Here is a 16,246-nt window from a genome sequence, read left to right as displayed (position 1 = left end):
TCAGTCCCGGTGAATACGCTGCTTGAAGGTACGGGCAATGGCTTGCACGCCAGGCTGGTAGTCCGATTGTTCGACCGCCGCCAACGCCAGTTCCAGCGCCTTGTCGGCGATCAACTGGTGCTGCTGGGCCATGGCGTTGACCGGCAGCGGCAGAAAGTCGAGCAACTGGGTGTCGCCGAATGTGCCGAGGCGCAGCGGGCGGTTTTTTAACGGGAAGTCATGCAGCGCGTCGAACACCCCCTGCAACAGTACGTAGGACGTGGTCACCAGCGCATCCGGCAAATGCCCGAGGCGTTGCAGGAGATCTTCCATCAACTGCTTGCCGCACTCGCGGCTGAAGGACTCGGCGTGTTCGATCAGCACTTCGCCCTTGAACCCGGCCAGGGCTTGCTTGAATCCGGCTTCACGTTCCTGGCTGATGCTCAGTTCCGGGCGGGCGCCCAACAGTACGATCTGTTTCGGCTGCGGGTCGAGCAGGCTTTCGGTCAGGTGCAGGCTGGCTTCGCGGTCATCGCTGACCACCGAACAGAAATGCTCGGCATCCATCACCCGGTCGATGGCAATGATCGGCAAACCCTTGGCCTGCAACTGACGATAACTGTCGTCACCGGCCGGCAGGCAGCTGGCGACGATCAACGCATCGCAGCGCCGCGCGCGGAACAGTTGCAGCAGTTGCCGTTCGCTGTCGGGGGCATCGTCGGAGCTGGCGATCAGCAACTGATAACCCCGCGCACGGGCACCTTGCTCCAGCAGTTTGGCGATCCGCGCGTAACTGGGGTTTTCCAGATCCGGCAGGATAAAGCCCAGGGTCCGGGTGTGCCGACTGCGCAACCCGGCTGCCTGTGGATTGGGGGTAAAGCCGTGCAGCTCGACCACCGCCCGCACCCGCTCGACGGTGGCGTTGCTGATGCGTTGCTGTTCGGCCTTGCCATTGATGACGTAGCTGGCGGTGGTCACGGACACTCCGGCCAACCGCGCGATATCACTGAGTTTCAACCCGGGATTTCCTTGTTTTTTCGAGCTTGCCGCGACATTTTCGCCAATCCTACCCGATTCAGGCAGGCGACCATTGTCTCAGCGCATCCGACAAGTTGGACTTCAAGGATGGGACATTATCGAGTAACGTGCCGATCAATCTAGATTAAACGTTTCAGCAAGCGTATTTTCTACGTTTTAGACGCCTTTGGCCGGTTCTGCCGTGAAACCGCCAAAACTGCCTCCTGAAAAGGATGGCCTACAGCGCCTAAGCTGCAACCATTCAAAACAATACCTGGCGTCACACGACGCCAAAAAGGAGATCGCATGCTCGAGCTCACTGTAGAGCAGATATCCATGGGCCAGTCGGCTGTGGATAAACCCGCCGCTTTGCAATTGCTGGCCAGTCATCTGGTCGCCGATGGACTTGTCGCCGACGGCTACCTCGCCGGCCTGCAGGCCCGGGAGGCTCAGGGCTCGACCTTCCTCGGCCAAGGCATTGCGATCCCCCACGGCACGCCCGAAACCCGTGATCAGGTGTTCGCCACCGGCGTGCGCCTGATGCAGTTTCCCGACGGCGTGGACTGGGGCGACGGCCAGATCGTTTATCTGGCCATCGGCATCGCCGCCAAATCCGACGAACACTTGCGCTTGCTGCAACTGCTGACCCGCGCCCTCGGCGAGACCGATCTGGGCCAGGCCCTGCGCCGCGCCAGTTCGCCCGAAGCATTGCTGAAACTGCTGCAAGGCGCGCCGCAAGAACTGGCGCTGGATGCGCAGATGATCGGCCTCGGTGTATCGGCCGACGATTTCGAAGAACTGGTCTGGCGCGGTGCGCGTCTGCTGCGTCAGGCCGATTGCGTGAGCAACGGTTTCGCTGGCGTTTTGCAGCAGGTCGAAGCGCTGCCGTTGGGCGATGGCCTGTGGTGGCTGCACAGCGAACAGACCGTGAAGCGTCCGGGCCTTGCGTTCGTCACGCCGGACAAGCCGATGCGTTACCTCGGCCAGCCGCTCAGCGGTCTGTTCTGTCTGGCCAGTCTCGGTGAAGCGCATCAGGCGTTGCTCGAACGGTTGTGCGCGTTGCTGATCGAAGGTCGTGGCCATGAACTGGGCCGCGCCACCAGCAGCCGCAAAGTCCTCGAAGTGCTTGGCGGAGAGTTGCCGGCCGATTGGCCGAGCGCACGTATCGCATTGGCCAACGCCCATGGTCTGCACGCGCGGCCGGCGAAGATCCTCGCGCAACTGGCGAAAAGTTTTGACGGCGAGATTCGTGTGCGCATCGTCGACGGTCAGGACAGCGCCGTATCGGTGAAAAGCCTGAGCAAACTGCTGAGCCTCGGCGCCCGTCGTGGCCAAGTGCTGGAAATCATCGCCGAACCGAGCATCGCCGCCGATGCCTTGCCGGCCTTGCTGGCCGCTATCGAAGAAGGCCTCGGCGAAGAAGTCGAACCGTTGCCCGCAGTCAGTCAACAGCGCGAAGTGGTTACGGACATTGCAGAAGTGCTGACCGCCCCGGCCTCCGGCAGTCTTCTGCAAGCGATCCCTGCCGCCCCTGGCATCGCTATCGGCCCGGCGCATATTCAGGTCCAGCAAACCATCGATTACCCGTTGCGCGGCGAGTCCGCCGCCATCGAGCGCGAGCGTCTCAAGCAAGCGCTGGCCGACGTGCGTCAGGACATTCAGGGCCTGATCGAACGCAGCAAGGCCAAGGCGATCCGCGAGATTTTCATCACCCACCAGGAAATGCTCGACGACCCGGAACTCACCGACGAAGTCGACACCCGTCTCAAACAGGGCGAAAGCGCCGAGGCAGCGTGGATGGCCGTGATCGAGGCCGCCGCAAGACAACAGGAAGCGTTGCACGACGCGTTGCTCGCCGAACGTGCCGCCGACCTGCGCGACATTGGTCGTCGGGTGCTGGCGCAGCTGTGTGGCGTGCAGACGCCCGCCGAGCCTGAGCAGCCGTACATTCTGGTGATGGATGAGGTCGGCCCGTCCGACGTCGCGCGTCTGGATCCGGCGCGGGTCGCCGGGATTCTCACCGCCCGTGGCGGCGCCACCGCTCACAGCGCCATCGTGGCTCGCGCGTTGGGGATTCCGGCGCTGGTCGGTGCGGGCGCTGCGGTGTTACTGCTGGAACCGGGTACGCCGTTGCTGCTCGATGGCCAGCGCGGTCGCCTGCATGTGGACGCGGATGCCGCGACCCTGCAACGCGCCAGCGAAGAGCGCGACAGCCGCGAACAACGCCTGAAAGCCGCCGCCGAACAACGCCATCAACCGGCGCACACCCGCGACGGCCACGCCGTGGAAGTGTTCGCCAACATCGGTGAAAGCGCTGGCGTCATCAGCGCGGTGGAGCAGGGCGCCGAAGGCATCGGCCTGCTGCGCACCGAACTGATTTTCATGGCCCATCCGCAGGCGCCGGACGAGGCGACTCAGGAAGCCGAATACCGCCGCGTCCTCGACGGCCTCGCCGGTCGGCCGCTGGTGGTGCGCACCCTCGATGTCGGCGGCGACAAACCGCTGCCGTATTGGCCGATCGCCAAGGAAGAAAACCCGTTCCTCGGCGTACGCGGGATTCGCCTGACCTTGCAGCGTCCGCAGATCATGGAGGCGCAGTTGCGCGCCTTGCTGCGTTCGGCGGACAACCGTCCGTTGCGGATCATGTTCCCGATGGTCGGCAGTGTCGAAGAATGGCGTCAGGCCCGCGACATGACCGAACGCCTGCGTCTGGAAATCCCGGTTGCCGACCTGCAACTGGGGATCATGATCGAAGTGCCGTCCGCCGCACTGCTGGCGCCGGTGCTGGCCAAAGAGGTGGACTTCTTCAGCGTCGGCACCAACGACCTGACCCAGTACACGCTGGCGATCGACCGTGGTCATCCGACCCTGTCCGCCCAGGCTGACGGCCTGCACCCGGCGGTGCTGCAACTGATCGACATCACCGTGCGCGCGGCCCATGCCCACGGCAAATGGGTCGGCGTCTGCGGCGAGCTGGCGGCGGATCCGCTGGCAGTACCGGTGCTGGTCGGCCTCGGTGTGGATGAATTGAGCGTCTCCGGGCGCAGCATCGCCGAGGTCAAGGCACGCATCCGCGAACTCAGCCTGACCCAGGCGCAAACCCTTGCTCAACAAGCCCTGGCCGTGGGCAGCGCCAACGAAGTGCGCGCATTAGTGGAGGCCCTGTAATGGCCAAGATTCTCACCCTGACCCTCAACCCGGCGCTGGACCTCACGGTGCAGTTGCCACGCCTGGAGGCCGGTCAGGTCAACCGCAGCGACGAGATGCACACCCACGCCGCCGGCAAGGGCGTCAACGTCGCGCAAGTGCTGGCCGACCTCGGTCATCAACTGACGGTCAGCGGCTTTCTCGGCGAAGACAATCTGCAAGCGTTCGAAACCCTGTTCGCCAAACGCGGTTTCACCGATGCGTTTATCCGGGTGCCCGGCGAGACCCGCAGCAACATCAAGGTCGCGGAACAGGACGGACGCATCACCGACATCAACGGTCCGGGCCCGGTGGTCGGCGTAGTGGCGCAACAGGCGTTGCTGGAGCGACTGGTGCAGATCGCGCCGGGGCATGACGCGGTTGTAGTCGCGGGCAGCTTGCCGCGCGGAGTCACTGCACAGTGGTTGCGCGAACTGGTCGAACGCTTGAAAACGTTGGGCCTGAAAGTCGCTCTGGACACCAGCGGCGAAGCTTTGCGCGCAGCGCTCAAGGCCGGTCCGTGGCTGATCAAACCGAATACCGAAGAGCTGGCCGATGCGCTGGGCTGTGAAGTGGTGTCTCACGCCTCTCAGGCCGAAGCGGCCAATCGGTTGCACGCCCAAGGCATCGAGCATGTGGTGATTTCCCATGGCGCCGAGGGTGTGAACTGGTTCAGCGTCGGCTCGGCACTCCATGCGACACCGCCGAAGGTCAGCGTCGCCAGCACGGTCGGTGCCGGCGATTCGTTGCTGGCCGGCATGCTCCACGGTCTGCTCAGCGCCGATACGCCGGAACAAACCCTGCGCACGGCCACCGCAATTGCGGCGCAGGCGGTAACCCAGATCGGTTTCGGCATTCACGATGTTGCGCAACTGGCGCGGCTTGAACAGGGCGTGCGCGTGCGCCCCCTGACAGAACAATAAGAGGGTTTGTCATGAAGTTAGCCATTGTCACGTCCTGCCCGAACGGCATGGTCACCAGTGTGCTGTGCGCCCGGCTGCTGGATGCTGCGGCCCAGCGTCAGGGCTGGAGCACCAGCGTCGAAGTGGTGGACGCCGCGCACCCGGAACGTGAATTGTCGGCGGCCACCATCGAGGCTGCCGAGTGGGTGTTGCTGGTGGCCACGGGACCGGTGGACATGACCCGGTTCATCGGCAAGAAAGTCTTTCGGATCGCACCTGCGCAAGCCCTGCAGGATGTCGAAGACGTGCTGCGGCGTGGCGCTGTCGAGGCCGAGGTTTACGTCGCTGCCGAAGCGCCGCCGGTGGTTGCCAGCGCTCAAGCGCCGCGTCTGGTCGCGGTCACCGCGTGCCCGACCGGCGTCGCCCACACCTTCATGGCCGCCGAAGCCTTGCAGCAAGCCGCCAAGCGTCTGGGCTACGACCTGCAGGTCGAGACCCAGGGCTCGGTCGGCGCGCGCAATCCGCTGAGCGCAGCCGCGATTGCCGAGGCTGACGTGGTGCTGCTGGCGGCTGACATTGAAGTCGCCACCGAGCGTTTCGCCGGCAAGAAAATCTACCGCTGCGGCACCGGGATTGCGTTGAAACAGTCCGAAGCCACGCTGAAAAAAGCCTTGGCCGAAGGTGTCGTGGAAAGCGCTGCCGGCGACGGCAAGGCCCCGGCCAAACAAGAGAAAAGCGGCGTCTACAAACACCTGCTGACCGGTGTGTCGTTCATGCTGCCGATGGTGGTGGCGGGTGGTCTGATGATCGCCTTGTCGTTCGTGTTCGGCATCACCGCGTTCAAGGAAGAAGGCACGCTGGCGGCGGCGCTGATGCAGATCGGTGGCGAAACCGCGTTCAAATTGATGGTGCCTTTACTGGCCGGTTACATCGCCTGGTCGATTGCCGACCGTCCCGGACTCGCGCCGGGCATGATCGGCGGTTTGCTGGCGAGCACCCTGGGCGCCGGTTTCATCGGCGGGATCGTTGCCGGGTTTATCGCAGGCTACGCGGCCAAGGCGATCAGTCGTTATGTGGCGCTGCCGCAAAGCCTTGAAGCGCTGAAACCGATCTTGATCATCCCGCTGTTCGCCAGTCTGTTCACCGGGCTGGTGATGATTTACGTGGTCGGCAAACCGGTGGCCGGGATGCTCGCGGCGCTGACCCATTTCCTCGACAGCATGGGCACCACCAACGCGATCCTGCTCGGTGTGCTGCTGGGCGGCATGATGTGCGTCGACCTCGGCGGGCCGATCAACAAGGCTGCCTATGCGTTCTCGGTGGGGCTGCTCGCCTCGCAGAGTTATGCACCGATGGCCGCGACCATGGCCGCCGGCATGGTGCCGCCGATTGGTCTGGGCATCGCCACGTTCATCGCCCGACGCAAGTTTGCCCAGACCGAGCGCGAAGCCGGTAAAGCGGCGCTGGTGCTCGGGTTGTGCTTCATCTCCGAAGGGGCGATTCCGTTTGCTGCGAAAGATCCGTTGCGGGTGATCCCGGCAAGCATTGCCGGCGGTGCGCTGACCGGTGCGTTGTCGATGTATTTCGGCTGCAAACTGATGGCGCCCCACGGTGGCCTGTTCGTGCTGGCGATTCCGAATGCGATCAACCATGCGCTGTTGTACCTGCTGGCGATTGTCGCGGGCAGTCTGCTGACGGCGGTGGTGTATGCGCTGGTCAAGCGGCCGGAAGCCGTGGAGCTGGCGCTGGAGCCCGCGAAGGCGTGAGGTGTCACACCCCTTTCATCTAGCAGTGCTTAAGTTTTCCTTTTTTCAGGGAGAACACCATGAGCGATTTCAATCCCGGTCGCCGGCGCGTGATGCAAGCCGTCGGTGCCGGACTGCTGATGCCGGGGCTGGCGCCGGCCGTGATCGCGTCGGTCAAGGATCGACCGCAACTCACTGACGGCGTGCAATCCGGCGACTTGCAGGGCGACCGCGCGATGATCTGGAGCCGCGCCGACCGCCCGGCACAGATGGTGGTGGAGTGGGACACCCGCAGTCAGTTCCGCCATCCGCGCCGGGTCGTCTCGGCGCTGGCCGATGCCCGCAGCGATTTCACCGCCCGCGTCGAACTCACCGGGCTGCCCGCCGATCAGGCGATTTTCTACCGTGTGTATTTCAAGGACGCCCGCACCGGCGTTGCCAGCGAGCCGTGGCTCGGCCACTTGCGCAGTGCACCGACGGCGCGGCGCAATCTCCGTTTTGTCTGGAGCGGCGACACCGTCGGCCAGGGCTTCGGCATCAACCCCGATATCGGCGGCATGCGCATCTACGAAGCCATGCGCATGCGCCTGCCGGATTTCTTTATCCACAGCGGCGACACCATCTACGCCGACGGCCCGGTGCCGGCGCAACTGACCACCGAGGGTGGCCGGATCTGGCGCAACCTCACCACCGAAGCCAAGAGCAAAGTTGCCCAGACCCTCGACGATTATCGCGGCAATTACCGCTACAACCTGATGGATGAAAACGTCCGTCGCTTCAACGCCGAAGTGCCGCAGATCTGGCAGTGGGACGACCATGAAGTGGTCAACAACTGGTCGCCGGGCAAGCAGCTCGACGAGCGTTATCAGGAAAAAAATATCCACACCCTGGTCGGCCGTGCGCGTCAGGCCTGGCTCGAATATTCGCCGATGCGTTTGCAGGCCGCCGATGGCGGCGGGCGGATCTACCGCAAGCTGAGTTACGGGCCGATGCTCGATGTGTTCGTGCTCGACATGCGCAGTTATCGCGGCGCCAACGACGACAATCTCGGGGCGGAAAAACCATTCCTCGGTCGTGAGCAATTGAACTGGCTCAAGCGCGGACTGAAGGCGTCGAAAGCCCAGTGGAAAGTCATCGCCGCCGACATGCCGATCGGTCTCGGCGTGCCGGATGGCGAGGTCAGCCCCGGTGTTGCGCGCTGGGAAGCGGTGGCCAACGGCGACCCCGGCCCGGCGCAGGGACGTGAGCTGGAAGTCGCCGAGCTGCTGGGCTTCTTGCGCGCGCAACAGGTGCGCAATTTCGTGTTCCTGACGGCGGATGTGCATTACTGCGCGGCGCATCACTATCACCCTGATCGCGCGGCGTTCCAGGATTTCGAACCGTTCTGGGAGTTTGTCGCAGGACCGTTGAACGCCGGCAGTTTCGGACCCAATCCGCTGGACAAGACTTTTGGCCCGCAGGTGGTGTTCCAGAAAGCACCACCGACGCAGAACGCCTCGCCGTTTGCCGGGTTTCAGTTTTTCGGTGAGGTGAATATCGAGGGGCAGAGCGGGGAGATGAGTGTGGTGTTGCGGGATCTGGAGGGTGTTGCGGTGTTCGAGCAGAAGCTGCAACCGACCTGAGTTCAGCGCAAAAAAACTGTGGGAGCGAGCTTGCTCGCGATAGCGGTATAACAGACAACCAATGTGTTGAATGTAAAACCGTCATCGCGAGCAAGCTCGCTCCCACATTTGTCATGTGTGGTCAGTAAACGTCGCGGCGATAGCGACCCTGCTCGATCAAGCGTTCGACTTCAGCGGCGCCCAGCACTTCATTGAGCACCTGATCCACCCCCGACGCCATGCCTTGAAGGCTGCCGCAGATGTAGATCACCGCACCGTCCGCCAGCCATTTCTTCAAGTCGGCGGCCGATTCGCGCAGGCGATCCTGCACGTAAATCTTTTCGACCTGATCCCGCGAGAACGCCAGATCCAGTCGTTCCAGATCGCCATTGATCAACCACTCTTCCAGCTCCGCGCGACAGAGGAAATCGTGCTCGCGATTGCGCTCGCCAAACAGCAGCCAGTGGCGCTGTTGATTGTCGGCGATCCGTGCCTTGAGCAAGCTGCGCAGTCCGGCAAGGCCGGTGCCGTTGCCCAGCAGGATCATCGGCACCGGAGCGTTCGGCAGATGGAAACCGCTGTTACGACGGACCCGCAGGCTGATGCTGCCGCCGACCGGAGCATGCTCGGTCAGCCAGCCGGAGCCGATGCCGAGGCTGCCGTCGGCATGCTGTTCCTGACGCACGATCAGTTCCAGCACGCCGTCGGCGGCAATCGAGGCGATCGAGTATTCGCGCATCGCCAGCGGCACCATCGCATCGACCAGCGCCTGAGCGTGCAAGCCCACCAGATGGGCGCGGTGCTCGGGCAACTGGCGGCTGGCGAGGGCCACTTCCAGCGGCTCTTGCAGGCCGTTGACCTTGACGCTGGTTTCGCCACGGATGCCGAGGCCGTCGAGGAAATGCTCGATGGCCCACGGGCAGTTGCGCGGCAGCACTTCCACCAGGTCACCGGCCAGCCAGCTGCGAGAAGTCGGCGCGGTCAGGCCGAGCAGGAAAACCGGGGCGCCGGCGCTGTCCGGGTTCATCAGTTCGCGGCGCACCAGCGTCCAGTTTTCATAGCTCGGCGCCTGCCAGGTGTCGACCGGTGCTTGCCCGGTGAGCAGGCCGAGTTGGGTCTGCCAGTGACGCAGGGCGTAAGGATCGCCGCTGTCGACTTCGACCGGGGCGAACAGGGTCTTGCCGCCGTGTTCGCCCAGCCATTGATGCAGGCGTCGGGCGAAACCGCAGAAGTGTTGATACTGCCGATCGCCAAGGCCGAGTACAGCGTAGTTGAGGCTGTCGAGGGTCGAGGCGTTGCTCAATACCTTGCGCTCGAAACCGCGAGCGCTGTCCGGTGCTTCGCCGTCGCCGAAGGTACTGACCACGAACAGCGCGTTGTTCGATTCGCGCAGATCCTGCTCGCTGACATTCGCCAGCGGCTGTACCTTCACCGGCAATCCGGCGGCCTGCAATTGACCCGCAGTCTGCCACGCCAGTTGCTCGGCAAAACCGCTCTGGCTGGCGAAACCGATCAGCCACTCTGGCGTATCGCCGGCCGGTTGGTCGAGGCCTTTGCGGGCATCCTTGATCTGCTTTTTCTTGCGTCGGCGATCCAGATAAAGCAACCAGCCGGTGATGAAGAACAGCGGCATCAAGACGGCCGCGACGGTGACGATGATCCGCCCGACCAGACCGAAATAGCTGCCGACGTGCAGCGCGTAAATGCTGGTCAGCAATTGCGCCTTGAAGCTTTTGTCGGCGTAGCGGTCGACGCGTTTGACCACGCCGGTGGCCGGGTCGAGGGTGATCTGGTTCAGCGCGCGGTCATGGGGCGAGCTGTCGAGCAGGTAGAACACGGTCGCCGGTTGGCCGGCCACCGGCGGCATGCGGATGTTGTAGGAAGCGAGGCCCGGGCCGGCGGTGCTGTAGATGCTGAGCCACATCGCGGCGTAATCGGCAGTCGGCGTCGGACCTTCGGGGGCCGGGCCACGACCGCCGCGCACGCGCTCGTTTTGCGGCGCGTCGGAAAGCAATTTGGTCAGGCCTTTGTTGTACCACTCGTAGGACCAGGACAGTCCGGTCAGTGCCAGCAGCAGGTAAACCAGCATGCACCAGGTGCCGAACACCGAGTGCAGATCCCAATTGAAGCTGCGACCCTTTTTCTTCCAGTCGAGGGTCAGCCACACGCGCCAGCTGTTCCACTGGCGCGGCCAGCGCAGGTACAGGCCGGACAGGCAGAAGAACAGCAGCATCAGGGTGCAGGCGCCGGTGATGTTGCGACCGGTATCGCCCATGGCGAGGAACCGGTGCAGTTGCAGCATCAGGCCGAAGAAGTCCTGGCCGGTGGCCTCGCCCTTGAACTCGGCGGTGTAGGGATCGAAGTAGCGCATCTCGCCCCGGCGCTCGCCTTTGGGCGGGGTGAACCAGACGCGTCCGGCGCTGCCGCTTTCGGTCTCCACCGAAAGCATCGAGACTTTCTTGCCCGAGGCCGCTTCGATCTGTGCCACCAGATCGGCGGGCGGCAGGACGCCGGCGACCTGTTTCTCGACCTGCAACACGGAGGGGTTGAGGGCTTTGAGAATTTCGTCCTGAAACGAATAGGCAGCGCCGGTGATGCCCATCAGGGCCAGCACCAGCCCGGCAGTGATGCCAAAAAACCAGTGCAACTGGAACAGGGTTTTCTTCAACACGTTGCTTGCCTTGTCCGTTCGGAGGTTGTGTTCACGGCGTGCATTATGCCGTGGCCTATCGAGAAACGTTCTTTATTACGCACAAAAGCCCCGCTCAAATGAATGAACGGGGCTAGGTACTTCCCTCTACGATCAGAAGTGGAAGTTGGTGCTCAGCAATGCCGTACGGCCCGCCGCCTGGTTGGCGAAGTGAGTCGAGAAGGCCTTGTCGTAGTAGGTTTCGTTGGTCAGGTTCTGCACGTTCAGTTGCAGGTCGACGTTCTTGCTCAGCTTGTACGCCGCCATCGCGTCGTAGCGAACGTAGGAATCGACCATGGTGGTGTTGGCCACGCTGCCGAACACGTCATCCACGTAGAACGCACCGCCACCGATGGTCAGCTTCGGCGTGACCTGGTAAGTGGTCCACAGGCTGGCGCTGTTTTTCGGTGTGTTAGGCAGCTCGTTGCCGTTGTTGGCCTTGTTGGCTGGCAGGTCACCACCGTCCACCTGTTCGCTGTCCATGTAGGCGTAACCGGCGAACACTTGCCACTTGTCGGTGATCTTACCGCTGGCGGACAACTCGATACCTTGAACACGGGTCTTGCCGGCGTTCTCGTAAGAGGTGGTATCGACCTGGACACGCGCGTTTTCTTTCTCGGTGCGGAAGATGTCGGCGGTCAGCGACAGGCGATCGTTCAGCAGATCCCACTTGGTGCCGATTTCGTAGTTCTTGGTGGTTTCCGGCTCCATGTCGCTCTTGAGCAGGTTGCCGTTGCGATCCGGCGTGCCGCCCAGCGGGTTGCCTTCCTGACCTTCACCCAGGGTGTTGCCTGGCGGAGTGGCCGAGGTGGCGTAGGACGCGTAGATGCTGCCGTTCTCTGCCGGCTTGTAGACGATGCCGAACTGACCGGTGACGAACTCGCTGGTGTCAGAACCTTTGGAGGTGGTGTTGCCGGCGGCGGTGTAGGTCTTGTAGCCGGTTTCGAAGTGGTCGTAACGCAGGCCCATGTTCACCAGCCATTGCTCGGACAACTCCAGGGTGTCGAACGCATACAGCGCGTAGGTATCGGACTGGGTGTCGGTGCCGGCGTAGTTGCGCGAGATCGCGCCGTTCCACGGATCGTTCGGGTTCGGGTTCGACAGCGAGGTGCAGTTGTAGCCGCTGGCGGCGCCGATCAGGCCCGGGTTGCAGTTGGTGGTCACGGCCGAGGTGCGCGGCGTGGTGTCGGTGTTGACGTTGTACGAGGATTTGCTGCTTTCCTCGCGGGTGTATTCGACACCGGTGGAGAAGCTGTTCTTGAAACCGGCGACGTAGAAGTTGCCGAACAGATCGGTCTGGTTGGTGGTGGTCTCGGTGTTGCTCACACGAGTGTTCGCACGACGCCAGACGCTGCCGTTGTTGACGTTGCCCTTGCTGTCGTCCGGCTGGGTCAGGATGTAATCCTGCATGCTGGTGCCATGACGCAGGGTGTTCTTGATCGTCAGCGAGTCGCTCAGGTCATGCTCGATGGCGAAGGTCGCGGTGTCGGTGCGGCCCTTGCGGAAGTCGCGGTCCAGACCGTAGAAATTGCTGTGATCGCCGCCGGCGTACGGCTTGTCCGGGTTGGACTTGGTGCGCGCCGCCGAGCCACCGGCCGGAATGGTGTAAGGAATGCCCGAATCCGGCGTGTCGTTGCTTTCGAGATGGTAGTAATCGAGGTTGACGCGGGTGTCGGTGCCCAGGCCGAAGGCCAGGGACGGCGCGATGCCCCAGCGGTCGTAGTCGACCTTGTCGCGCCCGGCGACGTTGCTCTCGTGGCTCATCAGGTTCAGACGGCCGGCAGCGGTGTCGCTGAACTGGTAGTTGCCATCCATGGTGTAGCGCTGGGTCTGGTCGGAGCCCCAGGTGAAGCCACCGTCGAACGAGTTGCCCAGGTGCGCTTTCTTGCTCACCAGGTTGATGCTGCCGCCCGCCGCGCCGCGACCGCCGATGGCGGAGTTCGGGCCCTTGCTGACTTCGATGTTTTCCACGGCGAAGATTTCGCGGCTCTGGGAGCCGGTGTCGCGCACGCCGTCGAGGTAAGTGTCGCCCTGGGCGTCGAAACCACGAATGAACGGCCGGTCGCCCTGCGGGTTGCCGCCTTCACCGGCACCGAAGGTGATGCCCGGCACGGTGCGCAGCGCGTCCTGCATGTTCAGGGCGCCGGTGTCCTTCAGGACTTGTTGGGGGATAACGGTGACCGAGCGCGGGGTATCAACCAGTGGCGCGGTGTACTTGGGCGAGGAGGCTTTCTCGACCTGGTAGGACGTCGAGTCCTGGGCTTCGCCGGTGATGGCGGTGGCGTCCAGGGCGATGGCATTGCCGGTGGCTTTGCTGTCGGTTTTTTCGGCGGCGAACACCATGTGGCCTGCGGAGCCGGCGGTAATTGCCACGCCGATGGCGGAAGCGAGCAGACGCGGTGAACTGACCGGTAATTGTGCGAGTTGACGTGCCATTTTTATTCCCCTCCCCAAGGATTTGAGGCGGCGGAATATAGGGTAAACAGGTATTCGTATCAATTGCGAAACATTACTATTCGCGACAAATTTACATTCTTTACAATTTAACCTTACGGTTTTTACCAGTTCATTCGTCTAGCGGGTTTTACACAGTCAATAAGAATCAATACCATTGGCATCCTTTTGCCATCTGGTGACGTCGCCATGCTCCTGCACATCCCCGCGCTGTTCGAGAAAGACGAAGTGCAGCGTATTCGCCAGGCGCTGGAACAGGCCGACTGGGCTGATGGAAAGATCACCGCCGGCTATCAATCGGCCAAGGCCAAGCACAATCTGCAGTTGCCGGAAGGCCATCCACTGGCCAAAGAGATTGGCGCGGCGATGCTTGAACGGCTGTGGAAAAATCCGCTGTTCATGTCCGCCGCTTTGCCGCACAAAGTATTTCCGCCGCTACTCAATTGCTACACGGCGGGCGGCAGTTTCGATTTCCACATCGACAACGCAGTGCGCCAGCCCAAGGGCAGCATCGAGCGCGTACGCACCGACCTGTCTGCCACGCTGTTTTTCAGCGAGCCCGAGGACTACGACGGCGGCGAGCTGGAAATCCAGGACACTTTCGGCACCCAACGGGTGAAACTGCCCGCCGGCGACATGGTGCTGTACCCCGGCACCAGCCTGCACAAGGTCAACGCGGTCACTCGCGGTGCGCGCTATGCCTCGTTCTTCTGGACTCAAAGCCTGGTGCGCGAGGACAGCCAGCGCGCCTTGCTGTTCGAAATGGACGGTGCGATCCAGCAGCTCACGCAAGACATGCCCGATCACCCTTCGCTGATCCGCCTCACCGGCACTTACCACAACCTGCTGCGTCGCTGGGTCGAGGTGTAAGTGGCGGACTTTCGGTTACGTCGCGAAGAAGTCCTCGACGGCGAACGCCTCACGGCCATGCTCGAAGAAAGTCCGGCCCGCGCGGCTCAGGCGATTCTGATCGCGGCGGGTGAGGGGGTGCTGGAAGCGCAGGCGCTGCTCGGGCAGATCCTGCTCGATGGTCACGGGATTGCTCAGGATCAGCCGCTGGCCTTGCGCTGGTTTGAAATTGCCGCAGGGCAAGGTCATCTGATGGCGCGCAACATGCTCGGTCGTTGTCATGAACATGGCTGGGGCTGCGCCGCGGATGCCTCGGCTGCGGCAGGGCACTATCGAATCGCCGCTCGAGCCGGCCTGGATTGGGCGATGTACAACTTCGCCAACCTGCTGGCCACCGGGCGAGGAGTGGCGGCAGATCATCTTCAGGCGCTGGACTTGTATCGGCGCGCTGCCGAGGCTGGCCACGCCAAGTCGATGAACCTGTTGGGGCGTTATCTGGAGGAGGGGCAGGTGTGCCGCCAAGACCTGGTAGCGGCTCACGACTGGTATCGGCGTTCAGCCGAGGGCGGGGATTTTCGTGGTCAGTTCAGCCATGCAGCGATTCTGGCCGAAGCTGGGCGAATCACCGATGCCTTGCACTGGCTTGATAAAGCGCTGGTTCACGGCAATATAAATTTCTTGAGGGTTGCCAGCGAGGCGCTGCTCGCTTCCCCGCACGCAAAGATCCGCGCCATGGCGGGAGCTTATCGTCAACGCCTCTGTGCACTCGAGACCGAGTCTCCAGCCCTTCATCGACCATGAAGGGCTGGAGTGATCGATCAGCCGCGCAACCAGCGGCTTTTAAGGGGAGTCAGGTAACTGCGCAGGGCCTGGCTGTGTTCGAGCACTCGTTCGCCACGCAGCAGAATGTCTTCATGGAGCGTAGCCGTGAGGGCGTCAAGAAACGCGGAGAAGGCATCCGATAATTTGCGTGTCTCTCTGACGTAGGCTTGTTGGTGTGGCACGACTTTCTGGGTGTCGTTCAACTGGCGAGTCTTGTCGTCGTTGTCGCGCAATTGTTTCTCCAGGGAGGCCAGGCGTTCTTCCCGTTGCACGAGGCGCGTCTGGATGATTCGTCGTGCTTCGATCAGATCCTTGTATTTGATCAGCTCGTTGGCCTCGTCCAGAAACTTGTTGGCGACGATCAGCCCGGCTTCGAGTGCTGCAGCTTCAGGCGACTTGGGCCTGTTGCCGATCATTGCCGCCAGTTGCTCGAGCAAGGGTTTGATCCGGTCGATGAATGTCAGCTTTTCAAACTCGGCAATCGCAAGATTCAGCACCGCCTCGTCGGCTTTCAATTCAGCCAGCGGGACTGTCTCGGTTTGGTATTCCCGATCCAGGTTGACTCTGGCGTTCGCCAGCTCTTCGAGCCTGAAACGGTTGTTACTGATGGCAATGCTCTCAACAGTGAAGACGCTGTCGTGCAGCGACGAATGCAGCGTTGTCATTTGTACGGTGCACAGTGTGATCAGTTGCTCGACGATTTGCGAATAGAGCTTGCGTGCATGCTCAGCCTGACTGTTCGACTCACGTTGATTGAGGATGGCCAGTGCCTGCAGGTTTTCGTTCAGATCATCTGTGTCCAGCGCTGTCATTGCCGATGCGATGGTGTTGGCAGCGACAAGATCCAGTTCGCTGATGGCTGCATTCAAACGAACCAGTTCATCGCTCAAGGCTTTGATATACAGATTGGCGGAGCCAATGATTGCCTGAAAACGAATAGCCTCACGGCTTTCTTGAATGCGGCCAAGGTCGGGAACGACATAGGAAATTTTTGTCATGATG

General features: G+C 62.4%; 10 protein-coding genes. 6 read left to right on the top strand and 4 right to left on the bottom strand.

Going from position 1 to position 16,246, the window contains the following annotated elements:
- Complete coding sequence (gene cra, locus AWU82_RS19215; RefSeq protein WP_064382577.1) at positions 1–996, bottom strand: catabolite repressor/activator; 996 nt, start codon at positions 994–996, stop codon at positions 1–3.
- Between the two features lie 306 nt (positions 997–1,302).
- Between cra and ptsP the strand changes: the two genes are divergently transcribed.
- From ptsP to AWU82_RS19195, 4 genes are read left to right on the top strand one after another with little or no spacing between them, the layout of a single operon-like run.
- Complete coding sequence (gene ptsP / locus AWU82_RS19210; RefSeq protein ID WP_064382576.1) at positions 1,303–4,164, top strand: phosphoenolpyruvate--protein phosphotransferase; 2,862 nt, start codon at positions 1,303–1,305, stop codon at positions 4,162–4,164.
- Positions 4,164–5,105, top strand: coding sequence for a 1-phosphofructokinase (pfkB, locus tag AWU82_RS19205; protein ID WP_064382575.1), 942 nt, complete (start codon positions 4,164–4,166; stop codon positions 5,103–5,105). Before ptsP ends, pfkB begins: the two co-directional genes overlap by 1 nt.
- An 11-nt stretch (positions 5,106–5,116) precedes the next feature.
- Complete coding sequence (locus AWU82_RS19200) at positions 5,117–6,850, top strand: PTS fructose-like transporter subunit IIB (RefSeq protein WP_064382574.1); 1,734 nt, start codon at positions 5,117–5,119, stop codon at positions 6,848–6,850.
- Positions 6,851–6,909: 59 nt separating this feature from the next.
- Positions 6,910–8,451, top strand: coding sequence for an alkaline phosphatase D family protein (locus AWU82_RS19195; protein ID WP_064382573.1), 1,542 nt, complete (start codon positions 6,910–6,912; stop codon positions 8,449–8,451).
- 121 nt (positions 8,452–8,572) lie between these two features.
- On the opposite strand, the gene AWU82_RS19190 is transcribed toward AWU82_RS19195, so the two are convergent.
- Both AWU82_RS19190 and AWU82_RS19185 read right to left on the bottom strand, forming a co-directional pair.
- Positions 8,573–11,101, bottom strand: a complete 2,529-nt coding sequence (locus AWU82_RS19190; RefSeq protein WP_064382572.1) for a PepSY domain-containing protein — start codon at positions 11,099–11,101, stop codon at positions 8,573–8,575.
- Positions 11,102–11,233: 132 nt separating this feature from the next.
- A complete protein-coding gene (locus tag AWU82_RS19185; RefSeq protein ID WP_064382571.1) occupies positions 11,234–13,555 on the bottom strand; it encodes a TonB-dependent receptor in 2,322 nt (773 codons plus the stop codon).
- A 207-nt stretch (positions 13,556–13,762) separates the two neighbouring features.
- On the opposite strand from AWU82_RS19185, the gene AWU82_RS19180 reads away from it, so the two are divergent.
- A complete protein-coding gene (locus AWU82_RS19180) occupies positions 13,763–14,443 on the top strand; it encodes a Fe2+-dependent dioxygenase (RefSeq protein WP_064382570.1) in 681 nt (226 codons plus the stop codon).
- Positions 14,444–15,223 (top strand): tetratricopeptide repeat protein, encoded by a 780-nt coding sequence (locus AWU82_RS19175; RefSeq protein ID WP_223290643.1) that lies wholly within the window; start codon positions 14,444–14,446, stop codon positions 15,221–15,223.
- Positions 15,224–15,240: 17 nt separating this feature from the next.
- Here AWU82_RS19175 and AWU82_RS19170 read toward each other — a convergent pair whose 3' ends face one another.
- Positions 15,241–16,242 carry an alpha-xenorhabdolysin family binary toxin subunit B gene (locus AWU82_RS19170; RefSeq protein ID WP_064382569.1) on the bottom strand — a complete coding sequence of 334 codons (1,002 nt, stop codon included), beginning with the start codon at positions 16,240–16,242 and terminating at the stop codon, positions 15,241–15,243.
- Positions 16,243–16,246 lie beyond the last annotated feature (4 nt).

The organism is Pseudomonas glycinae (assembly GCF_001594225.2).
Taxonomy (GTDB): domain Bacteria; phylum Pseudomonadota; class Gammaproteobacteria; order Pseudomonadales; family Pseudomonadaceae; genus Aquipseudomonas; species Aquipseudomonas glycinae.
Note: the sequence above shows the minus strand (reverse complement) of the source record. Positions and strands in the feature narration are given on the sequence as shown.